This is a genomic window from Nonomuraea sp. NPDC051298, assembly GCF_055586305.1.
Window position 1 is genome coordinate 265,930 of the sequence record NZ_JBVJIM010000006.1, and the last position, 22,109, is coordinate 288,038.

20 protein-coding genes are annotated in these 22,109 nt (G+C 72.4%); 13 read left to right on the forward strand and 7 right to left on the reverse strand.

Going from position 1 to position 22,109, the window contains the following annotated elements:
• Position 1 precedes the first annotated feature (1 nt).
• Together qcrB and ACZ6S0_RS20780 are read right to left on the reverse strand one after the other, a co-directional pair.
• Positions 2-1,474 (reverse strand): cytochrome bc1 complex cytochrome b subunit, encoded by a 1,473-nt coding sequence (gene qcrB / locus ACZ6S0_RS20775; RefSeq protein WP_465919915.1) that lies wholly within the window; start codon positions 1,472-1,474, stop codon positions 2-4.
• Between the two features lie 95 nt (positions 1,475-1,569).
• Entirely contained in the window at positions 1,570-2,220 is a 651-nt protein-coding gene (locus ACZ6S0_RS20780) for a hypothetical protein (protein ID WP_465919917.1), read from the reverse strand.
• A gap of 195 nt (positions 2,221-2,415) precedes the next feature.
• Between ACZ6S0_RS20780 and ACZ6S0_RS20785 the strand changes: the two genes are divergently transcribed.
• Positions 2,416-3,576: a L,D-transpeptidase gene (locus ACZ6S0_RS20785; protein WP_465919920.1), complete on the forward strand. Its 1,161-nt coding sequence runs from the start codon at positions 2,416-2,418 to the stop codon at positions 3,574-3,576.
• A gap of 286 nt (positions 3,577-3,862) precedes the next feature.
• On the forward strand, positions 3,863-4,750 hold the full coding sequence (locus ACZ6S0_RS20790; protein ID WP_465919923.1) for a LysR family transcriptional regulator: 888 nt from the start codon (positions 3,863-3,865) through the stop codon (positions 4,748-4,750).
• A 53-nt stretch (positions 4,751-4,803) separates the two neighbouring features.
• On the opposite strand, the gene ACZ6S0_RS20795 is transcribed toward ACZ6S0_RS20790, so the two are convergent.
• The 4 genes from ACZ6S0_RS20795 to ACZ6S0_RS20810 all read right to left on the reverse strand — a co-directional run bounded on the left by ACZ6S0_RS20795 (position 4,804) and on the right by ACZ6S0_RS20810 (position 8,945).
• A complete protein-coding gene (locus tag ACZ6S0_RS20795) occupies positions 4,804-6,849 on the reverse strand; it encodes a glycosyl hydrolase family 28-related protein (protein WP_465919926.1) in 2,046 nt (681 codons plus the stop codon).
• 181 nt (positions 6,850-7,030) lie between these two features.
• Positions 7,031-7,399, reverse strand: a complete 369-nt coding sequence (locus ACZ6S0_RS20800) for a hypothetical protein (protein WP_465919929.1) — start codon at positions 7,397-7,399, stop codon at positions 7,031-7,033.
• A gap of 2 nt (positions 7,400-7,401) precedes the next feature.
• A complete protein-coding gene (locus ACZ6S0_RS20805; protein WP_465919933.1) occupies positions 7,402-8,484 on the reverse strand; it encodes a hypothetical protein in 1,083 nt (360 codons plus the stop codon).
• Positions 8,485-8,612: 128 nt separating this feature from the next.
• Positions 8,613-8,945: a putative quinol monooxygenase gene (locus ACZ6S0_RS20810; RefSeq protein ID WP_465919936.1), complete on the reverse strand. Its 333-nt coding sequence runs from the start codon at positions 8,943-8,945 to the stop codon at positions 8,613-8,615.
• 118 nt (positions 8,946-9,063) lie between these two features.
• Between ACZ6S0_RS20810 and ACZ6S0_RS20815 the strand changes: the two genes are divergently transcribed.
• The 10 genes from ACZ6S0_RS20815 to ACZ6S0_RS20860 all read left to right on the forward strand — a co-directional run bounded on the left by ACZ6S0_RS20815 (position 9,064) and on the right by ACZ6S0_RS20860 (position 20,029).
• Positions 9,064-9,381, forward strand: a complete 318-nt coding sequence (locus ACZ6S0_RS20815; protein ID WP_465919939.1) for a hypothetical protein — start codon at positions 9,064-9,066, stop codon at positions 9,379-9,381.
• The gene (locus ACZ6S0_RS20820; RefSeq protein WP_465919940.1) at positions 9,374-9,574 is read left to right on the forward strand and encodes a hypothetical protein; all 201 of its coding nucleotides are present in this window, start codon (positions 9,374-9,376) and stop codon (positions 9,572-9,574) included. Before ACZ6S0_RS20815 ends, ACZ6S0_RS20820 begins: the two co-directional genes overlap by 8 nt.
• Positions 9,571-10,224, forward strand: coding sequence for an NADPH-dependent FMN reductase (locus ACZ6S0_RS20825; RefSeq protein WP_465919942.1), 654 nt, complete (start codon positions 9,571-9,573; stop codon positions 10,222-10,224). Before ACZ6S0_RS20820 ends, ACZ6S0_RS20825 begins: the two co-directional genes overlap by 4 nt.
• Positions 10,225-10,320: 96 nt before the next feature.
• Positions 10,321-11,541, forward strand: coding sequence for an endonuclease/exonuclease/phosphatase family protein (locus tag ACZ6S0_RS20830; protein WP_465919946.1), 1,221 nt, complete (start codon positions 10,321-10,323; stop codon positions 11,539-11,541).
• 155 nt (positions 11,542-11,696) lie between these two features.
• Positions 11,697-12,989 (forward strand): hypothetical protein, encoded by a 1,293-nt coding sequence (locus tag ACZ6S0_RS20835; protein ID WP_465919948.1) that lies wholly within the window; start codon positions 11,697-11,699, stop codon positions 12,987-12,989.
• Positions 12,986-13,936, forward strand: coding sequence for an ARPP-1 family domain-containing protein (locus ACZ6S0_RS20840; RefSeq protein ID WP_465919952.1), 951 nt, complete (start codon positions 12,986-12,988; stop codon positions 13,934-13,936). Before ACZ6S0_RS20835 ends, ACZ6S0_RS20840 begins: the two co-directional genes overlap by 4 nt.
• A gap of 274 nt (positions 13,937-14,210) precedes the next feature.
• Positions 14,211-17,117, forward strand: a complete 2,907-nt coding sequence (locus ACZ6S0_RS20845; RefSeq protein WP_465919956.1) for a M36 family metallopeptidase — start codon at positions 14,211-14,213, stop codon at positions 17,115-17,117.
• Between the two features lie 208 nt (positions 17,118-17,325).
• Complete coding sequence (locus tag ACZ6S0_RS20850) at positions 17,326-18,429, forward strand: Gfo/Idh/MocA family protein (protein ID WP_465919958.1); 1,104 nt, start codon at positions 17,326-17,328, stop codon at positions 18,427-18,429.
• Positions 18,426-19,328 (forward strand): DUF6807 domain-containing protein, encoded by a 903-nt coding sequence (locus tag ACZ6S0_RS20855; protein WP_465919962.1) that lies wholly within the window; start codon positions 18,426-18,428, stop codon positions 19,326-19,328. Before ACZ6S0_RS20850 ends, ACZ6S0_RS20855 begins: the two co-directional genes overlap by 4 nt.
• Positions 19,325-20,029, forward strand: coding sequence for a cupin domain-containing protein (locus ACZ6S0_RS20860; protein ID WP_465919965.1), 705 nt, complete (start codon positions 19,325-19,327; stop codon positions 20,027-20,029). The genes ACZ6S0_RS20855 and ACZ6S0_RS20860 overlap by 4 nt, the downstream gene beginning before the upstream one ends.
• Positions 20,030-20,337: 308 nt before the next feature.
• Here the strand turns inward: ACZ6S0_RS20860 and ACZ6S0_RS20865 are convergent, their stop codons facing one another.
• Positions 20,338-21,696, reverse strand: a complete 1,359-nt coding sequence (locus tag ACZ6S0_RS20865; RefSeq protein WP_465919969.1) for an FtsK/SpoIIIE domain-containing protein — start codon at positions 21,694-21,696, stop codon at positions 20,338-20,340.
• A gap of 123 nt (positions 21,697-21,819) precedes the next feature.
• Between ACZ6S0_RS20865 and ACZ6S0_RS20870 the strand changes: the two genes are divergently transcribed.
• Positions 21,820-22,032, forward strand: coding sequence for an EsaB/YukD family protein (locus ACZ6S0_RS20870; protein WP_465919971.1), 213 nt, complete (start codon positions 21,820-21,822; stop codon positions 22,030-22,032).
• Positions 22,033-22,109 lie beyond the last annotated feature (77 nt).

Genomic DNA, 22,109 nt, shown 5'->3' on the forward strand with positions numbered 1-22,109 from the left:
CTCAGGGGCGCCGCCGTCCCAGTGCCCGCCGAGCCACGGCACCCACCGCGACGGGGGCGGGCGGTACGAGCACCGCCCGCTCCTCCTCGCTCACCGGCCGCTCGATCTCGGTGAAGCCGCCCTCGACCCCGCGGACGATCACCCCGGTCTCCAGGCCGTGCTCGACGGTGTGCCGGTCGCGGGCCTGCAGCCCCAGGCAGATCCACCGGGCGACGAAGAAGCCGAGCACCGGCCCGGCCAGCACCGCGACGCGGAAGATCCACGTCGTCGCGTTCAGCGAGATGTGGAACGTGGAGGCGATCAGGTCGTTCCCCCCGGCCATCCACAGCACCCCGTAGAACACGATCCCGGCGACGCCGACGCCCACCCGCATGGGCACGTCGCGCGGCCGGTCGAGCAGGTGGTGCACGGCGTGGTCGCGGGTGATCCACCGTTCCACGAACGGGTACAGCGCCAGCCCCGTGAACAGCAACCCCGGCGCGACCAGCGCAGGAATGATCACGCTCATCGTCACTGTGTACCCGAACAGCGTGAACTCCCACGGCGGCATGATCCGCAGCGCGCCCTCCAGGAAGCCCATGTACCAGTCGGGCTGCGAGCCAGCGCTGACCGTGCTCGGCACGTACGGCCCGTACAGCCAGACGGGGTTGATCTGGAACACGGTGGCCAGCGCCGCGACCACCGCGGTCACCCACAGGAAGAACACCGTCGTCTTGGCCAGGAACGACGGGAAGAACGGCGCGCCGCGCACCACCCGGTCGCTCAGCCCCTTGGCCCGGTACTGGGTGTGCGTCTGCCGCCAGGTCAGCACCACGGCGTGCAGCGGGATGAGCAGGAGCAGCAGTCCAGGCACGAGCAGGACGTGGATGCTGAAGAGGCGGGCGATGATGTCGTCGCCGGGGAACTCCCCGCCGAACAGGAACGCCGCCGCGTACGTCCCCACCAGCGGCACCGACAGAATCACCCCGTGCAGGATGCGCAGCCCGGCCCCCGACAGCAGGTCGTCGGGCAGCGAGTAGCCGAACAGCCCGTTGAGCATCACCAGCACGAACAGGGCCACGCCGATCAGCCAGTTCAGCTCGCGGGGCTTGCGGAAGGCGCCGGTGAAGAAGTTGCGCAGCAGGTGGACGACGATGGCGGCGAGGAAGACCAGCGTGGCCCAGTGGTGCATCTGCCGCATCAGCAGCCCGCCGCGCACCTCGAAGCTGATCTCCAGCGTCGAGGCGTACGCCTGGCTCATCGTGACGCCGCGCAGCGGCACGTACGCGCCGTCGTAGACCACCTCGGCCATCGACGGCTTGAAGAAGAACGTGAGGAAGACGCCCGTGACCAGCACGACCACGAAGGCGTACAGGGCGATCTCCCCCAGTAAGAACGTCCAGTGGTCGGGGAAGACCTTGCGCATGGCCTTCCTCAGGAACGCCGCTCCGCCGAGGCGTTCGTCCAGTGCCCTGGCCAGTGAGCTGCCCTTCATCGCCATCCCGTATCCGGCTCGGTTGCATCGTCACAACCTTGACGAGACACGGGCGGCGAATGTGACACTCATCGGCCGATATCTCTGGTGGCGGATCAGGCGAAGCGCTCCACGGTGACCGGGATGAGGCCCTGCTCGCGTACCGCCTGGCGGTGGTGGTGCAGCAGGGCCCCGAGCGCGGTGGCCGGGCCCGAGCCGAGCCGGGCGGTCACGTCCACGCACCAGGCGATGCCCGCGCCGATGCGGCGCAGCTCCCAGGTGAAGCCGTGCCCGCCGGCGTTGGCCGAGGCCGTGCCGACCACGCGGGGGTCGCCGGTCGGCTCCAGCCGCAGCGCCGTACGCGCGTTGGCCAGGCCGTCGGCGCCGAGTTCCCCGGCGAACAGGATGCGGTAGCGCCGGGAGCCCGTACTGCGTCCCAGGTTGAGCGGGGCCGTGGTCGGCAGGTGGCGGCGCTCCTGGAAGAGGGTGCGCAGCCCGGCCTCCTCCGGCAGCACACCGCCCCCGAGGTGCGCGAAGGCGTCGCTCGCCTCCTGTCTGCTCACCGGGGTCACCCGGCCACGCAGCGCGGTGTCGGCTCGGATGGCCCGGCTCAGCTCCGCGGAGGCGGACCAGGCCCCGTTCTCCGTTCTCCACTCGGCGCCGTCGATTCCGGCCGCCGTGTAGTCGTCGCAGAGGACGAACTCCTCCACCAGGAGCCCTGAGGGGTTGCGATCGCCCGCCCTCGCGGCGATCAGGTAGTAGTCCACCGGCCCATGATTGTGGTCCGCCGAACACCAGATCAAGATCATTGACTCGCGCCGCGCGCGCCGTGCCCGCATGGGCGGGCTCAATCCGGGCAGGTGTCCGCCGGATCGCCAGAAACGGACTAATGTGGAGGATTATCAACATGTCGGGCACTGGAGGCATCGGCGATGGGGAAAGGCCGGACCACCAGAACACTCGTGAGCACCTTGGCGGCGGCGCTGGCCGTCACCGCCGGCTGCACCTCGGGCGGCGGCGTCCCCGGGGCTCCGAGCGGGCCGCCGCAGGCACGGGCCCCGGTCGCGAAGCTGTCGATCACACCCGCCGACGGGACGAAGAAGGTCGCGCCCGACGCCGGGATCAGTGTCAAGGCCACCGGCGGCCAGGTCACGAAGGTGGCCGTGGCCGACGCCAAGGGCCGCGCCGTGACGGGCGCGGTCGCCGCGGACGGCCTGTGGCGGCCCCGGTGGCCGTTGCGCCCCTCGACCACGTACACGGTCAGCGCGCAGGCCACCGGCACCGACGGCAAGCAGGTGGCGGGCCGCGCCACGTTCACCACGCTCAAGCCTGCGCGGGTGCTGGAGAGCGGCATGGCGCCCCTGGACGGCGAGAAGGTCGGCGTCGGGATGCCCGTGCAACTCCTGCTGTCCCAGCCGATCACCGCCGGGAAGGACCGGGCGGCGGTCGAGCGGTCGCTGGAGGTGCGCATGTCGCAGCCGGTCGAGGGCGCGTGGAGCTGGGTGAGCGACCGCGAGGTCCAGTTCAGGCCGCGCGAATACTGGCCGGTCGGCGAGAAGGTCACGGTCGTGGCGCACCTGGCCGGCCTGCGCGCCGGCTCAGGGCTGTGGGGGACGAAGGACCGCAGCCTGACCTTCACCGTCGGGGACGAGCACATCACCAAGGTCAGCGCCACCGCCCACGAGGCGGTCGTCCGCGAGAACGGCCGGGTCGTCAAGACCATCCCGGTCAGCCTGGGCAAGCCGGGCGACGACAGCTACTCCGGCGTCATGATCGCGCAGGAGAAGGCGGCCGACATCGTCATGGACTCGGCCACGATCGGGGAGCCGGGCGAGTACCGCATCCCCACGAAGTGGAACGTCCGCATGACCTACAGCGGCACGTTCTTCCACGCCGCGCCCTGGTCGACCGGCGCGCAGGGCAACTCCAACGTCAGCCACGGCTGCGTGAACGCCAGCTCGGCCGACGCCCGCTGGTTCTACGAGTTCACCCAGCGGGGCGACATCATTGAGGTTTCCGGAACGTCGAGAAAACTGCGCTTCGGCAACGGGCCGACGCCATGGGCCAAGTCGTGGGAGGACTGGCTGGCCGGCAGCGCGCTGGGCAAGCCCGTCAACGGGTAAGACGGCGGTGTGCGCGCGACCGGGTTCATGGACGCAGACTGGGGGATGACACCGCCGTCGAGGGAAGGCGTTGTGGTATCGGGTGCCTGCTGACGGAAGCGGGCGGGGGCTGATGCGGCTCCCGGCCGTCACACTCTGGCTGCTGGTCTGGATGCTGAACTGCTACGAGTTCCTGGTGACCTTCTAGGCTCCACCGGCTCCGAACTCGTCCGCGGAACCACCAGCGGGGCTCCGCCACGGGCTGTTGACGCCGGGATGAGTCGGCGGGCATTGATATACAGCCCCTATGAATCTCCAGCAGCTCCGCTACGCCGTCGCGCTCGCCGACGAGCTGAACTTCGGCCGTGCGGCCCAGCGCGAGGGCGTGCGGCAGCCGCCGTTCAGCCAGCAGATCGGCAAGCTGGAGGAGGAGCTGGGCGTGCGGCTGTTCGAGCGTACGACCAGGCAGGTACGGGTCACTCCGGCCGGTGAGGCGTTCGTGGCGCAGGCCCGTACCGCGCTGGCGCACGCCGCGCTGGCGGCCGAGGCGGCCAGGCGGGCGGGCAGGGGAGAGGAGGGGCGGCTGGCGATCGGGTTCGTCGGGTCGGCCACCAACCTCACCCTGCCGAGGGTCCTGCGCCGCTTCCGCGCCCGCTACCCGGGCGTCCAGGTGGAGCTGCGCGAGCGGACCAGCGCGCAGCAGGCCGAGGAGCTGCGGGAGGGGCTGCTCGACGTGGGCCTGCTGCACGCGCCGCTCGCCGGGCCCGCCGCCGAGGTGCTCTCCACCCGTACGGTGGCGCGTGAGCTGCTGCTCGCCGCCCTGCCGACCGGCCATCCCCTCGCCGCCCGCGCGCCGCTGCCGACGTCGGAGCTGGCGGGGGAGCCGTTCGTGATGTTCCCCCGCCGCCTGGGCTCCGCCCTGTACGACCAGATCGTCGGCGTGGCGCGGGCGGCCGGGTTCGAGCCGCGGGTCGTCCAGGAGGCCGTGCAGATGCAGACCATCGTGGGACTGGTGGCGGCGGGCATGGGGGTGTCGATCGTCCCTGAGTCGGTGGCCCGGCTGCGGCGCGGCGACGTGGTCTTCCGTCCCCTGTCGCCCGCCACCAGGGTCGTCACCCTGGACGTGACCTGGCGTACGGACGATCCGAACCCTCTCGTCCGCAACTTCCGCGACCTCTTCCCGCCGCTGCCCTGACCCCGCCGCCGCGCAGGGAGGCGGGCGGCGGGGGCTCGGGCCTGTTACCAGGGCTACCAGGGAGACGGAGCTGGGGGCGGGACGACCGGCGGGCGGTCGTCGCAGGTGATCGTGTTCGGGAGCAGCCACGGCGCCAGCCACCCGCCGTCGTTCTCGCCACCGTCGGTCAGCGAGAACTCCGACCCCGTGGACGGGAACCCGAACGACCCGCAGTTGTTGACCCCCACCGCGCCCACGTTCCGCGCGTCCACGTTCTCGAAGGTGGCCGAGCCCTTCACCCGCGCGCTCACCACCGAGGTGCCGGTCCCGTCCACCCGGATGTCCTTGAAGCGCACGTTCGTGATCGAGTACAGGTCCTTCACCGACCACTCGCTGACCAGCATGATCGCGTTGTAGGTGTTGTCGAGGAAGTCGTTCCCGGTGACCCGGATGTCGGCGGAGATGTCCTTCTCCAGCGCGTAGAACCAGATCGCCCCCAGCCCGATGTTCCAGTTCAGCTCGTACGTCCCGGACCGCACCGTGGTGTTCCCGGTGATGTCCAGCCGCCCCGTGAACGGTACGGCGCCGAAGCGGGAGCCCACCTGGAGCGCGCTGCCCTCCCTGATCGGGTCGGCGATCAGGTTGTTGGAGATCGTGTTGTCCGCGCCGCCGTAGACGGCGATGCCGTTGGCCAGCACGGGCGTCTGGACGGTGTTGTGGTCGAACGTGTTGCCGGAGTTCGCGCTCTTCTCCGACCACATGGCCAGCGCGTCGTCGCCGGTGTTGCGGATGAAGTTGTGCGCGACGAGCGAGTCCGTGACGCCGGTGTGGAAGTTGAGCGCGTCGGCGATCTGGTCGACGATGACGTTGCCGGTGATGCGCACGTTCGTCATGGGGCCGTCGAACCACATGCCGACCTTGGTGTGGCGGATGTGCAGGCGTTCGATGGTCGAGTCGCTCATCGCGCCGCCGACGCCGTTGACCTGGTCGGTGTCGATGCGCTCCCGTACGTCGCCCTCGATCGCGAAGTCCGACAGGTGCACGTTGCGGCTGCCGCCCTCGGCCGCCGTCCGGCCGTAGAAGCCGACGCCCGTGTGCACCGAGCCGTCGGGGGCCGGGCTCGGCAGCGCGACCTCGCGGCCCTTGACGATCGTGTACCAGTTCCCGGCCCCGGTGATGGTCACGTCGTCCACGATGATGTGCCGGTTCACCTGGTACGTCCCCGGCGGGAGGTACACCTTGAGCCGCTTGCGCTTGGCGTACGCGATGGCCTTGTCGATCGCCCCGGCGGAGTCGCGCCGCCCGGTCGGGTCGGCGCCGAACGCCAGCACGTCGGCCGCCCCTGCCTCGACCTTCGGCGGCCCGACCAGCTCGGAGTCGAGCAGGTCGACGACCGTCCAGGCGGCCTTCGACGCGGCCGGCACGGTCAGCCGCACCCGGTCACCCGCCCGGTACGTACGGCCGAGCAGCAGGCGCTGCTCGTCGTAGAAGTGGCTGGGCCGGAACGGCTTGGAGATCACCGGCGGGGGAGTGGTGGCGTTCGGCACGCACGAGCACTCGGTGATCCACCAGTCGGGGTGCAGCAGGTCCGCGCCGGGGTCGTTGGAGAAGGGGTACTGGTTGTACAGCCACGCGTACTCGGAGGTCAGCGTCATCGTGGTACGGCCCCGGCCGTTGACCGTGACGTCGAGCGGCGCGGTGATGCCGCCACCGCCGGGCGCGTCGGGGATGCTGTAGCGCACGGTGACGGCGTTGGCCCTGGACGGCAGCGTGAACTCCACGTACTGGCCCGGGGTCAGCCTGACGGCCTTGCGCCCGGACGCCTCCGCGGGCAGCGTGTACGCGCTGCGGTCGGGCCCGATCACCGTGCCGTTGGTGGCGGCGTTCTCCGCCTCCTGCTCCAGGAAGGGCACGTCGGCGCCTCGGCCCGCGACCAGCGCGGGGTTCAGGGCCGCCCGCGTCACGACTGGAGCGGTCCCATGCGAGCCGCCCGTGGTGGGCGCGCCGGAGCCGCCCGAAGCGGTGGTGACGGCGGGTTCGGCCGAGTCGGCCGTGGCCGGGGCGGTGAGGCCGCAGGCCAGCGCGGCGGCCAGCAGCGCCGCGGTGAGGGTTCGAGGCATGCGTGCTCGTTTCTCTTGGGGGGTGAGGCGACAGTAGGCCGACCGCACACCGCTCCACAAGGGCCTGTGAACTACTTTCGGCGATACCTCAAATTCTTGCGGCTGGGCCGCAAGCCGCTTGCGGCTACTTGCGGTGATCGAAGGGTGGGAGGCCGCCGCTCGCGGGTTCCGAGGTGCCGGGCTATCTGGCCCAGGGGGTGTCGTCCGAGGCGGGCGCGTGCTGCTCCGCCACCTGTTCCCGCGCCTGTTCCCGCGCCTGTTCTCGCGCCTGTTCCGACACGGCCTGTTCGCGCAGGAGCCTGGCGCGGTGGCGCAGGTTCTCGGCGGTGGCCAGGCACGAGTCCGCCAGATCGTCCATCTCCCCGCGCAGCCGCAGGACCTGGGTGAGGAAGCGTTGCGCGGCCAGACCGCGCCAGAAGGACTCGCAGTCGGACGGGCGCGTAGGGATGCCGTCGAACGCGTCCGGCAGGCCGCGCGCGTAGCGGGTGAAGGCGGCGGCGAGCGACTCCTTCTCCGCCGCCTCGCGGAGCAGCCGGTGCCTGTCGTGCATGCTCAGCCGTCCCCCATCTGCGGGCCGACCCGCGGGCCGGAATTCTGGGTGGCCTTCTGGGCGGCCCTCTCGACGGTCCGGGGATCGACCTGTGGTCCGGCGGGTGGCTCGGTCCATGGGGCCGGGTCCATCGTGCGGAGGTTGGTCAGCGCCCGCGCCCGCAGGCCGTCGGCGCCGGTGCCCGGTGCCAGCGCCTCGCGGAGCGCACGCTCGCTCGCGGGATCGCCGGTGGCGGCCTCCAGCAGCACGCGGGCCTCGCGTGGGTGGTCGGCCAGCAGTTGCTGGAACGCCAGCGGGCGGCCGTCGTACGCCACGACCAGGTCGCGTGGGCTCCAGCCCGGCTCCGGCGTACGGCCCAGCAGGGCGACCGCCACCCGGTCGAGGAACGTTCCCGACTGCGTGGCCAGGGTCACCAGGCTGGTCAGGGCCGTGGCGGGGGCGTCGTCCATCAGTGCGTACCACTCGTCGCCGAGTCGGCCGGTGCATTCCGCTCCGGCGAACGCCTCGGCGATCACCCGCTCCCCGGCGACGAGGAGGCGGGTGACCACGTCCGGGCCGAGCGCCGCCAGCAGGGTCGCGGCGAAGGCGGGATCGCCCACCTGGCTCGCCAAGTCCGCCCGCACCCGCGCCGGACCGCCCGGCTCGCCCCTGCCTTCGAGATCCGTGTCTCCAAGGGCCGTGTCTCCAAGGTCGGTGCCTCCAAGGTCCGCGTCTTCGAGGGCCGCGTCTTCGGGGGCGGCGTCTCCGGCAGTCGCACGGAGGGAGGTCGCGGCGGTTTCGGCGGACTTGCGGGCCTCGGCCTCGGTGGCGAAGGGGAAGTCCGCCGTGAGCAGGCCCCTCTCACGCACCGGCACGAGCTGCTCGACCGTGTCGACGCGCCACCTCAGGTCCTGCCGGGACTCATGGAAGAACGCCATGGCCCGGTGCAGGGCCGTGCTGCCCTGGTGTCCGGCCCAGTCGGGCCCCGCCTCCGCGATCGCCGCGTCGAGCCCTGACCGTGTCCTGCTCAGGAATCCCTCGCCCGCCTCCAGCCGGAGGATCAGGACTTGTGCCCCACAGGGGTCGATTCCCACGAACTCCCCCATGAACTCTCCCAGAGGGTGTGGTTGCCAGGCGGGAGTCAAGCACACCGGAGAGATCGTCCGACACGTGTTTGCCAGAACGGGAATCGGTGACGGGCGCCGAGCCCGTTCGGCGCGCGGGCGCGGGTCGGTCAGCCGCGCTCGGGGACGGCCATCTCGCCCAGCTCGGACCAGTCGTCCTGGGCGACGGTGGTGTTGACGATGCGGGGCGTCTGCGCGAGGTAGGGCGGCAACGTCTGCTGGGCCTGCCTGAAGTGCGCCGACTGTACGTGCGCCGCCCCCGCCTCGCCGTCTCGGAACGCCTCCACCAGGACGTACTCGTTCGGGTCGTCGAGGCTGCGCGACCAGTCGAACCACAGGCAGCCCGGCTCGGCCCGAGTCGCGGCGGTGAACCCGGAGGCGATCTCGGGCCAGCGGTCGGCGTGCTCGGGCAGGATGCGGAACTTCGCGGTGATGAAGATCATCGGAACGGCTCCCTCGACGGTCGTCTGCGTTACGGGGACGACACTAGCGGTGCACAATTCTCTGTATCTCATGTAGGAAATGTTGACTTTAGGTCGAGGGGCTCGTAGTTTCGTACGCATGAGCCAGGGCCTCCACCTCAGCCTGCGGAGCGGGCCGGGCGACGCGGTCACCGTGCCGCCCGGCGTCGCCCGCCGGTCCGCGGCCCTGCCCTCGACCCCGGTGTGCTGCTGTCGGACGACGTTCGCCGGGCTGGACGTGCGGACGCGCGAGAGGCTGCAGGAGACCCTCGCCCGCGTCCCGCAGCACACCGGTAAGACCATCGTCCTCGTCACGCGCGACCTCGACGAGGCGATCCCCCAGGGACGGCGGCGGGCCGTCGCGATGGAGGTCGCGGAAGTGCCCTCCGAACGGAAGGTGGCGGCCTCCCATGGCTGAGACGACACGCCGGTACCCGGCGGCGGACGAGCGCGAGGGCGACGTCCACTGGTACGACCTGCCGGACGACGAGGCGGAGGGCGACCTCGCGCTCGTCATCGAGACGGAGGAGGAGACCGTGCCCGGCCACGTGAAGACGTGGAGGCAGCGCGCCCTCGGCTGGGCGCGCGGCGCGGCGGCGGTGGCACGATGAGCGTCGTCGCACTGGTCGGCAACCCCCGTGAGGGCTCCAGGACGCTGACCGTGGCCGTCGAGGCGGCCCACGCGATCGGCCACCGGCTTGGGCTCCGGCCCTCCGGCGCCACCGTGTCCGGCGCGGACAGGGACGCCGGGGTCAAGGCGGCCGGGAACGGCTCCGCGGCGCTCGGGGCCGCGGAGCCGCCCGGTGCGCCGGGGGAGGCGTACGACGTGGTGGACCTGTCGGCGCTCGGGCCGCACCTGCTCGCGCCCGGCTCGCACCCCGGCGTGGAGGTGGCGCTGGAGCTGGTCTCGGAGGCGAGCGTGCTGGTGGTGGCCAGCCCGACCTACAAGGGCACCTACACCGGGCTGCTCAAGGCGTTCCTCGACCGGCTGCGCCCGCAGGCGCTGGCGGGGACCACGGCGCTGCCGCTGCTGGTCATGGGCGACGCCCGGCACGCGCTGGCGGTGGAGGTGCACCTGCGCCCGCTGCTGGTGGAACTGGGCGCGACCGTGCCCACGCCCGGCCTGGCCTTCCTGGAGTCGGAGTTCCCGCGCCTGGAGGAGGTCGTGGCGACCTGGGCGGACCGGGTCGCGCCCCAGGCGCGGACGCGCGCCGTCCCCGCCCCGGTTGAGCAGGAGGGCGAGGCGGCGGCGCTGCGCTGAGGGAAGTGTTCACCGGGACGTAGTGGTGCGTCTCCGCCGCAAGGTGCCATGATCCGGCCGCGGGCCCGCGTCACGGGCCCGAGTCAGGAGAGCACCATGATCTTCCGCAGTGTCCTGGCCGTCGTCGTGGCGGCGGCGGCTCTGACCTCCTTCCCGGCCCAGGCGCAGGCCACGGGCCAGGTCAGGTTCGCCACCTTCAACGCCTCGCTCAACCGGGGCGCGGACGGCCAGTTGGTCGCCGACCTGTCCACCACGGGCAACACCCAGGCCAAGGTCATCGCCGAGATCGTCCAGCGGGCGCGCCCCGACGTGCTGCTCGTCAACGAGTTCGACTTCGACGCCGCGGGCACGGCCGCCCGCCTCTTCCAGGACAACTACCTGTCGGTCGGCCAGGGCGGCGCGCGGCCGATCGAGTACCGGTACCGCTTCACCGCGCCCAGCAACACCGGCCTCGCCTCGGGCCTCGACCTCAACAACGACGGCAACGTGGTGACCACGCCGGGCGCGGCGGGCTACGGGGACGACGCGTTCGGGTTCGGGGCCTTCCCCGGGCAGTACGGGATGGTCGTCTACTCGAAGTACCCGATCGACCCGCGCGAGGTGCGCACGTTCCAGAAGTTCCGGTGGAAGGACATGCCCGGGGCCGCGCTGCCCGACGACCCCGCCACGCCGGAGCCGGGCGACTGGTACTCGGCCGAGGAACTGCGGGAGGTCCGCCTGTCCTCCAAGAGCCACTGGGACCTGCCCGTACGCGTCGGTCACCGTACCGTGCACTTCCTGGTCAGCCATCCGACGCCGCCCACGTTCGACGGCGCGGAGGACCGCAACGGACGGCGCAACCACGACGAGATCCGGCTCTGGGCCGACTACACCCAGCCGGGCCGGGGCGGCTACCTCTACGACGACCGGGGCAGGCGCGGCGGGCTGGAGCCGGGGGCGGCCTTCGTGATCGCCGGTGACCAGAACGCCGACCCGAACGACGGCGACAGCTACCAGAACGCGATCCACCAGCTCCTCGACCACCCGAAGATCGACGGCCGGCACGCGCCGTCGAGCGCGGGCGCGGCCGAGGCGGCGACGCTCCAGGGCGGTGCCAACGCCGCCCACCGCGGCGACCCGAAGTACGACACGGCCGACTTCGCCGACACCGCGCCCGGCAATCTCCGTGCCGACTACGTGCTGCCGTCCAAGCGGCTGCGGGCCGCGGGCGGCGGGGTCTTCTGGCCGCCGCAGGCCGACCCGCTGTCCAGGTTGACCGGCGTCTTCCCGTTCCCCAGCTCCGATCACCGCCTCGTCTGGCTGGACGTCAGGCCGTGACCCGAAGGGTGACGGCCTGACGGGGGCCGGATTTCGCCGCCGGGTAATTCGTATTTCCCGGCATTCGGGCCTGCGGTCATCGCGTCCTGAGCGAATCTCGGCAGGCGCCGAAAATCGGTGTCGCTCCGCCGGGAAGATTTCTAGACTTTCAGCTTGTGGAAATTCCCACTCTTCTCCAACATTTCCGGACTCATGATGTCCCGCTGGTTCTGTCCAGGGATGGCGAGCCGGTCTGGGACGACGCGGAGCTCCACCGGAGCGCCCAGCGGAGCGACCCCGAGGGTTACGCGCTGCTCGCGCTGGTGCCCGGTGTGCTCCCGTGGCAGCGCGCCCGGGTGCTGCTGCACACGCTGGCCGCCACGCACGACGGTCTCGACGACGCCACCCGGGCCATCCTGGCCAAGGTCACCAGGGCGCTCATGTTCGGCCTGCCGCCCGCGTACGCCATCACGACGCTGCTGGCGCTGCGCCGGCTGCGGGTCAACCACAAGCACGTCACCCGGGCCGTCGTCGCGTTCGTGCTGGAGCACCCGCAGGCCGACGCGCTCATCGAGGCCCGCCGCCGGGCGCTGGCCGACTGCTTCGAGCACGCGCTCGGCAAGGCGACCGCGCGCGGGTGCGCCCGGCTGGTCGCCGAGGGCGACACCGGCTCGGCCCGCCTGCGCAGGAGCCTGCTGCGCTTCACGGCCGACCCGGCCGTGGCCGTCGAGCGGTTGCGCGCGCTCTACGCGCCCGGCACGTACGGCGTGGCCGCCCCGCAGGAGCCGCCCGCCCCGATCGACCCGGTCAGGGAGCACCCGCCGATCGTCACCCCCACCAACCGGGGCGACATCGCCGCCACGCTGGTCCACCTCCACCAGGGCGGACCGGCCGCCGAGCTGCGTCCGGCGCTGGCGGGATACGTGACGGAGGCGGCGAGCGGGCTGCCCCGCCTGCCCGCGCACGTGGCCGTGGTGCTCGACACGTCCGGCTCCATGCGCGGCTACGGCGAGCGCGAGTGGGCCCTGATGTCGCAGGCCACCGCGCTGCGGCTGGTGCTGGAGCGGGTCTGCGGGCGGCTCACGGTCGTCGAGACCGGCGGACCTGCCCACGCCCCCGCGGGCTCGGCCGACCTGGCGGGCGCCCTGCTCGACGCGCTCGCCACGGGCCCCGACCTGGCGGTGGTCGTCACCGACGGCTACGAGAACCACCTGCCGGGCGACCTGGCCAGGGTCGCGGCCACGCTGCCGCGCGCCGGGGTCGGCACGCCCGTGGTGGTGTGCCTGGCGGCCTTCACCAGGGGCGACGACCTGACCCTGCGCGACCCCGCGCCCGCGCTGCCCCGGCAGCCGTTCTGGCACCAGGACGACTTCGCCGGGCTGCTGCCGTGGATGTTCGGCCACTGCGCGGCCGGGCGCGACTGGATCCGTACGACGACACTCGCCCGGCTGGAAGGAGGACGCACATGACCAGCCTGGCCACCATCCTGCCCGAATCGCTCGACCTGAACGGCTACCGGGCCGGCACCCCCCAGCGCGCAGGAGCGCTGACCATGGTGCCGCTCCACGGCCCGGCCCGTCCCGGCATCGTGCCGCCCCGCTCCGGGCTCAAGCTCAAGCGGGTCGTCGGCTACGGCCAGGTGGAACTGCTCAACGGCGCCCGCGAGGGCGTGGCGATCGTGCCGCTGCACCTCGGCTACATCCAGGACGCGGCCCAGAACCACGCCCTGTGCTCCTCCGCGCTGCTCGGCGCGGGGCAGACCAGGCGCTTCGACGACGCCTGCTGCGTGCAGTCGGGGCAGGGCGGCTACCTGGAGGGCCGCGACCAGTGGTTCTTCGTGCTGCCGCTGGAGCTGCGGGCCAGGGCGATGGCGCTGCGCGGGCGGCACGACTACGCCAAGCTCTGGCCGGACATCAGCGAACTCAACCGAGCGTACGGGCTGCCCTCCCGGGGTCACCTGGAGCAGATCCTGTCGCGCAGGCGGGCCACGCTGACCCAGTTCCAGAGCCGGTTGGAGCTGATGCCGGGGCAGCTCGGGGCGCTGTTCTTCGTCCGTGACCGGTTCGCGGGGCTGGAGCTGGCGCCCGACGCGGCGTACTTCGCCGAGCTGTGGACGGCGCTGGTGTGCTTCGCGTACGGCGTGGCCGCCTGGCAGGCGGAGCCCGGTCCGGGGGAGGTGGCGGCGTACGACGCGGGGAGCCTGGCGGAGCTGCGGGCCGAGCTGGCGCGCGACCGGGCGGCCCGGCTGGCGGAGGTGGCCTCGTGGCTGCCCGCGTCCGCCGGCGACGTGCGGATGGTCGAGGAGGAGCGCTACCTCGACCTGCGGCTGTCCACGCTCACGGGTGACGGGCTGGCCGGGCAGGTGGTCACCGAGCACGGCCGGCCGGTCTACGCCTCCGTCTTCGCCGCCAGGTGAAAACCGGTTGCCGGTGCAGACGGGGCACCGGTTGAATGATCAGTGCGGGAACTGAGCCGGGCACGACAGACAAACCCCTCATTCCACATAAGGGACGGTCGTCTTTGAAACGACTCTTCGGGTCTGTCGAGGCGCCGGCCGCCTGTCCCGCACTTTCAACCGGTCCATACGCTGATATTTCTGCTTTTACAAGATCTTGTCAGTTCCGGGTGGCGATGTTAACTCTTGCGAAGATGCGCGAAACCTGCGCATCCCTGACACGCAGGAGGGATACGTGTCGACCACGTCCTGGTTACGCAGCACACTCATCGTCACGGCGCTGACCGCGTCGGTTCTTCCCCTCGCGGGGGTGGCCCTGGGCGAACCCGCCGGGCAGGCCCCACCGATCCACGACCTCCAGGAAGACGGCCACGGCAAGCCCGACCTGGACAACCGGCAGGGCCGGGTGCCGCCCCCGGCGGCGGCCGAGCGGCGCGCCGCCGCCCCCGGCGCCGAGATCCGCTGGAACGAGCTGGGCACCCCGGCCACCGTCATCAGCGCGCAACCCCTCGCCGAGGGCCTCGGCTCCGACCCCGTCCAGGCGGCGAAGGGCTACCTCAAGGCGAGCGAGGCCGTCTTCGGGCTCTCGGCGCAGGCCGTGGACGCGCTGGAGACCGTCGCGGTCAACCCCATCGGCTCGGGCCACGCGGTCCTGCTGCGGCAGCGGTTCGGCGACCTGCCGGCCGGCGTGGACGGGCTCGTCTCGGCCGGCGTGTCCGACGGCCAGGTCAGGCACGTGACCTCCTCGCTGTCGCGCCAGACGGCCGCGCCCCCGGCCGCCGCGCTGACCGCGCAGCAGGCCATGGAGATCGCGGCCAGGGACGGCGGCATCGACCTGGCCACGGCGGTCACCAAGCAGGCGACGCCGGTGGCGGTGCCCGCGCCCGACGGGGTGCACAGCGCGTACCAGGTCGTCCTGATCGGCGGCCAGCAGGGCGCCGAGGTGGGCTACACCACGCACGTGGACGCGGTCAGTGGCGCCATCATCACGCGGGAGAACCTCGTCGACCACTTCGAGCCGGAGAACCCGCAGTGGTCGGTCTTCCCGGCGAACCCGCGCGACGACTACTCCTCCAAGGACACCCGCCAGACCTGGTGCCCCGCGCCCGGCGACGGCTGCGACCTGGTCACCGGCGGCGACCCGGCGACCGGCAAGGCGTGGGACGTCGACCACACCACGAACGAGCCCACGGACTCCAGCCTCGGCAACGCGGCCAGGACCTTCGAGAACCGGGCCAGCGGCGACGCGTTCAGCGTCGGCACCCGGTCCAACGTGCTCACGCCGAGCAGGAACTACGCCTACCCCTGGAAGAACACCTGGTACGAGTCCAAGTGCGACCCGGCCGTGTTCGACCAGCCCGGTGAGAACGACCTCGAGGCCGCCATCGCCAACCTGAACGCGATGCACAACCGCATGCACGACTGGTCGTACCGGCTCGGCTTCACCGAGACCGCCTGGAACATGCAGGCCGACAACGGCGGGCGCGGCGGGCTCGGCAACGACCCCGAGCAGGGCAACGCGCAGGCCGGCGCCCGGGTCCTGTCGGTACGCGACAACGCCAACCAGATCACCGGCCCCGACGGGGTCGCGCCGATCACCAACATGTACCTGTGGCAGCCGATCGCGGGCTCGTTCTACGCGCCCTGCGTGGACGGCGACTATGACATGTCGGTCATCGGCCACGAGTACACGCACGCCATCTCCGGCCGCATGGTCGCCGGGCCGAACGCCGGCTGGAACGGCTTCCAGTCGCAGCCCCCGGCCATGAACGAGAGCACCTCCGACCTGTTCGCCATGGAGTACCTCTTCGAGAACGGCTTCCGCCCCTCGGGCCAGACCCCGTACGTGACCGGCGGCTACGTCACCGGCGACCAGACGCGCGGCATCCGCAACTACGACATGTCGAAGTCGCCGCTCAACTACAGCGATCTCGGCTACGACATCGTCGGCACGCAGTCGCACGCGGACGGGGAGATCTGGTCGGCCACGCAGTTCGACGTGCGCGCGGCCTTCATCAAGCGGTACGGCCAGGGCACGGCCAAGCAGCAGAAGGCGTGCGCCGAGGGTGAGACCGCGGTGGACAAGTGCCCGGGGAACCGGCGCTGGGTGCAGCTCTCGTTCGACGCGCTGCTGCTGATGGCCACGGGCTCGGTCAGCTACGTCGACCACCGTGACGCGCTGCTGGCGGCCGACGCGATCCGCTTCGGCGGCACGAACCAGGACATCATCTGGCGCGCGTTCGCCGAGCACGGTCTCGGCGAGGGCGCGGTCAGCCGGGGCGCGAGCGACCCCGACCCGACCCCGAGCTTCGTCAACCCGTCAGGCAAGAACGGCTCACTCCAGCTCAAGCCCCTGGGCGAGGCGAAGGACGCCGCGCTGCGGCTGTACGTGGGCGACTACGAGGGCCGCGCGGTGCCCGTCGCCGACACCGACCCGGCGACGCCGTTGGGCGACACGGTGCAGATGACCCCCGGCCTGTACGACTTCGTGGTCGCGGGAGCCGGCTTCGGCCACCGGCGGCTGAAGTACGCGGTCGTCCCGGGTGTCGAGCTGCCGCTCCCGCTGGCCCTGCCGCGCAACCACGCCGCGGCGGCGAACGGGGCGACGGCGGCCGGCGACGGCGTCAACCAGGCCAAGCTGATCGACGAGACCGAGGCCACGAACTGGGCCTCGCTCACCGGCGCCCCCGCGGGCAAGTCGGTGGTGGTGGACCTGGCGGGCGACCAGCCGGTCAGGGTCGGCAGGGTCCAGGTGAGCGCGATGCTGCGGCCGAGTGTCGGCGACCCGGCCGACCCCGGTGGCCAGAACCGCTTCTCCAGCCTGCGCTCCTTCGAGGTGCTGGCGTGCAGCGCGAACTGCGCCGACCCCGCGGCGTTCAAGAAGATCTACACCAGCCCGTCGAACGCCTTCGACGCCACGCTGCCGCGTCCGCGGGGCGCGGACATGCTCGTCAAGTCGTTCGACGTGCGGGACACGAACGCCACCCACCTGATGCTCCGCACGCTCACCACCCAGTGCACCGGCAACCCCCTGTTCGCCGGTGAGCAGGACAACGACCCGAACTCGGCGACCGACTGCGCCACGGCCAGCCCGCAGCGCGACCAGGTCAGGGCGGCCGAGTTCCAGGCGTTCTCCCGCTGACCCGCCGATCCCGTCAGATCGATCCTCCCTGAGCTGAGAGGCAGGCCCGCGTTCCGGAGGCGCGCCGGAGCGCGGGCCCTCAGGGATTCGTCCACGCCGCGTCGCGACGTGCTTGACGCTCGCGCGACGGCGTGCGAACCTGCGGAATGCGCTTTCCCAACGCGTTCACCCCGCAGGAGGCACTGATGATCCCGTCGAGGAGTCCCGTGTGAACGCGCCAGGCGAGGCGCGTGCGTACCGGGCCGCCATCATCGGCACCGGAGGGATCGCGCACGCGCACGCGCAGGCCGTCGAGAGGTCCGGCGGCCGGGCCGAGCTGGTGGCCGTGGCCGACGTGGACGCCGGGCGGGCGCGCGAGTTCGCCGACAGGTACGGCGTCCCGCACGCCTACGCCGGAGCCGAGGAGCTGCTGCGCGAGCAGCGGCCGGACACGGCCCACCTGTGCACCCCGCCCCGCCTGCACGCTCCCCTCGCGCTGGCGTGCCTGGAGGCCGGGGTGACGGCGCTGGTGGAGAAGCCGCCCACGCTCTCCCTGGCCGAGCTGGACACCCTGATCGAGGCCGAGCACAGGACGGGCGCGCACGTCGCGACCGTCCTGCAGCACCGCTTCGGGGCCGCCGCCGCCCGGCTGCGCCGCCTGCAGGACTCCGGTGAGCTGGGCCGCCCGCTGCTGGCCACGTGCCTGACCCAGTGGTACCGCGACGACGCCTACTACGCGGTGCCGTGGCGCGGCACGTGGGAGTCGGAGGGCGGCGGGCCCACGATGGGGCACGGCATCCACCAGTTCGACCTGCTGCTGTCGGTGCTCGGCCCGTGGAGCGAGGTCACGGCCGTGGCCGCCCGCCAAGCCCGCCCGGTGGACACCGAGGACGTGTCGATGGCACTGGTGACGTTCGAGAGCGGCGCGGTGGCCACGGTGGTGAACTCCGTCGTCTCGCCGCGTGAGACGTCCGAGCTGCGCTTCGACTACGAGCGCGCCACGGTCGAGGTCGAGCACGTGTACGGCTACACCGACGACGACTGGACCGTCACCCCGGCCCCGGGCCAGGAGCAGGTCAAGACGCTGTGGGGCGCGGAGCGCGGCGAGGGGACCAGCGGCCACGGCGACTGGCTCGCGGCCGTGCTCGACGCGCTCGACCGGGGCCAGACACCGCCGGTCACCACCGCGGACGCCCGGCGCACGATGGAGTTCATCGCCGCCCTGTACGCCTCCGCCTTCACCGGCGAGCGCGTACGGGCCGGGCAGATCACCGCAGACAGCCCGTTCGCCCGGCGGATGGACGGCACGGGCGCCCCTTGGAGGAACCCGTGACCCTGCAGGCCACCCACGCGCTCGGCCGCTCGATCGCCGTCACGGCGGGCGACGTCGAGCTGTTCGCCTACGTCTACCGCCCGGACACGCCGGTGCTGGAGTCGCCGAAGCCGTACCTGCACCCGGTCCGCACGCTCGGCGGCGCGCTGGTGTCGCTGTACCGGCCGCACGACCACGTCTGGCACAAGGGCATCGCCTGGTCGCTGCCGCACGTGGGCGAGCACAACTTCTGGGGCGGGCCGACGTACGGGGAGGGGCGGTACCGGCAGCTCGACAACAACGGCAGCGCCACGCACCGCGACCTGACCACGCTGACGGCCGACGGCGGCCGGGTCGCGATCGGGCACACGCTCGGCTGGACCTCGCAGGCCGGCGCGCCCGTCATCGAGGAGCGGCGGGACCTGACGGCCACGATCGTCGACGACGCCACCTGGGCGCTGCGGTTCGAGACCGAGCTGACCAACGTGTCCGGCGCCACGATCGACTTCGGCTCCCCGACCACCAAGGGCCGCGAGAACGCCGGGTACGGCGGCCTGTTCTGGCGCGGGCCGCGCTCGTTCACCGGTGGCGCGATCCTGTCGCCGGACGGGGCGGGCGGCGACGAGCTGCGCGGCACGCGGGCCGAGTGGTTCGGCTTCCGCGGCCGGCACGACGAGAGCGGCGGCCACTCGACGATCGTCATGGTGGACGACACCGCCAACCCCCGGCACCCGCCGCAGTGGTTCGCGCGCAGCGAGAACTTCGCCTGCCTCTGCCCGGCGCCGTTCTTCAGCGAGGAGGTGCCGCTGCCGGACGGCGAGACCCTGCGCTTCCGGTACGCGGTCGTGATCGCCGACGGCGACCGGGGCGAGGACGGCACCGCGCGGCTGGCCGAGCGGGGACGGGAGGCGCTGGCATGACCTTCCCCGGCGGCACGTCGGTCAGCGGGCTGACCGTCTACTCGGGGGCCGCGTGCGCCGACGGCCTGGAGGGCGGCACGCCGCACCTGCACACGGCCTCGACGGAGGCGTACGTCGTGGTCGCGGGACGCGGCACGCTGCAGACCCTCGACGTGCACGGCCTGCGCGAGACGCCGCTCGGCCCCGGCTCGACCGTGTGGTTCACCCCCGGCACCATCCACCGCGCCGTCAACGGGGGCGGCCTGGAGGTGGTGGTTGTGATGTCGAACGCGGGCCTGCCCGAGGCGGGCGACGCCGTCATGACGTTCCCGCCGGAGGTGGTGGCCGACCCCGTCCGCTACCGGGCGGCCGCGACGCTGCCCGGCACCGGCGTCGAGGAGGCGGTCCTGCGCAGGCGCGACCTGGCCGTGGCGGGCTTCCTGCGGCTGGCCGAGGGCGGCCCTGACGCGGTGCGGGCCTTCTACGACAGCGCCGTCGCGCTGGTCAGGCCCAATACCGCCCGGTGGCGCGCGATCTGGGAGAGCACGGTCGCCGAGGAGACCCGCCGCACCGCGGGCGTCCTCGACGCCCTCGAACAGGGCGACGGCGCTCACCTCCTCGGGTCCGCCCTGATGGAGAGCCCGCCGCGCGAGCGGTGGGGCATGTGCGGCCACCTGCGCGCCCACGACGTCGCCGACCCCGTCGTGCACACCCCCACCTGACCACCGTCGCGACACTTCGCGGCTTTTCGAAGTGACCGGGCCCACCCGTACGCTCCTCGGCCGAGAGCCGGGAGGCACGTCGAACGACTGCAGGCGGTCACCTCGGTGCTCCCGGCGGCCGGGCCCGGCGCGGCCGCGGACCCACCCGACGTGCACAGCGCCGCGGACCGCGCGCAGCTCGCCGTCGGCAACATCGAGCAGATCCGCAACCGGCCCGCCCGCGCGTACGCCAACCTCGTCGGCGAGCTGGCCGACCTCGAGGCCGACCTCAAGGTCCTGGAGACCTGGGAAGGCTTCGCCAAGGGCGTCTACCTCGACGCCAAGCGGCAGTGGAACCAGGCCGTGGTCACCATGGGCGACACCATGCAGCGGTTCGGGCCCGCGCTGAACGACGCGACCGCGATCAGGCGGGAGGCGGAGCAGGCCAACGTCCGCCGCTGGGGCACCTGAGCCGGGGCGAACGGGCCCATCAGGACCGGTGGGGTCACCCGCCCCTCCCGCGACGGGCGGGACGGTGCCCGGGACCGGCACCGTCCCGCCCGGGGCCGCGCCCTGAACTCCAGCCACCGGTTGGCGGTGCCGACGACATGGACGCCGAAGCCCAGCCCGCGCGTGACGAGGTCGCCGAGGTCGGGTTCGAGCTGCTCGTACTCCTGGCGCAGCGTGGCCCACCCGTCCACCACCAGGAACACGTCGCCCCGGCCGTCGCCCTCGTAGACGCCCGCGGCGACCATCCTGCGGTAGATGGCCATGGAGTCGATCCCACGCTCCACGAACAGCCGTTCGCGCCGCTCCAGCAGCGTCCTGACCTCGGCGACGGTCCTGCGTACCGCGTCGGCGTCCAAGCGGACCGCCACGCCGCCGACGTGCGGCAGCCCGGACAGCGCCGACAGCGTGCCGCCGCCGAAGTCCAGGCAGTAGAACTGCACCTCCCTCGGGGTGTGGGTGAGCGCGAGCGAGGTGATCAGCGTGCTCTTGCCGGTCTGCGGCGCCCCCACGATGGCGACGTTGCCCGCCGCGCCCGACAGGTCCAACCAGTACGGGTCCCGCCGCCGATCGAACGGGCTGTCCACGATCCCCGCCACGACGTGCAGCCGTCCTGGCCGCTCCTGGGCCGTGCCCGCCGCCGTGAGTCCGTGCCGGGGCGTGGCCTCGATGCGGGGCAGGAGCCGGTCGAGCGCGGCGGGCTCCTTCGGCGGCGGCGTGCGCAGCAGCTCCGACTTGCCGGAACCGGTCGCGCCGACCACCAGCCCGTGCGGGCCCATCCCGCCCTGGGCCGCCTCCTTGATGTCCTGCTCGACCGGCCGCCTGTCGGCCCCGAGCCCGATCGGCGCCCGCAGCCGGTTCCTGACCGGGCGCGGCTGCGCGGCGGCCTTCCGTACGCGCTCGCGCACCTGCTCCAGGTAGCGGTAGTAGTCGCGGCGCCGACCGTTGAGCCGGCTCTTGCGCTCGCCCGCGGCACGCGCCATCTGGCCCACGCTCATGCCGATCATGGAGACCGCGAACAGGCCGCCGGAGACCAGCATGATCGGATTGCTCGCGCTGCCGCCGGTGAACATCAGCGCCATCGCCCCCGCCCCCGCGGTCACGGGCAGGTACGTGAGCAACTGTGTCATCCCGCCGCCCGTGACCGTCTCGGGGATCTCCGGCGGTGGCTCGAGGAGCACCCCTCCACCCGGAGGCTCCGGCGGTTGACGCCGCTCCGGCCTGCGAACCACGATCAGGCTGCCGCTCACCGCCTCATAAAAGCCGCTTACATAGGGATATAGGCGATATTTCAAAATTCCTAGATGCTTTTCGCCCGCCGTATTCGGTGCCCGATCCATACGCTCGTCCGAGCGAGCGCCACCGGAACCGGCCTGTGCCGGGTCACCGTCGTGACCCCGCGCGGCTTCCTGGACCTGGGCCTGCCTCCGGACCTCCCGCTGGGCAACCTGCTGCCGACCCTGCTGCGCATCGCCGGCGAGGGGCTGGCCGAGGCGGGGCCGGCCCACGGCGGGTAGGTGCTCCAGCGGCTCGGCGGGCCGCCGTTCGCCCCCGACGCGACCCTCGCGGAGCTGGCCGTCCACGACGGCGAACT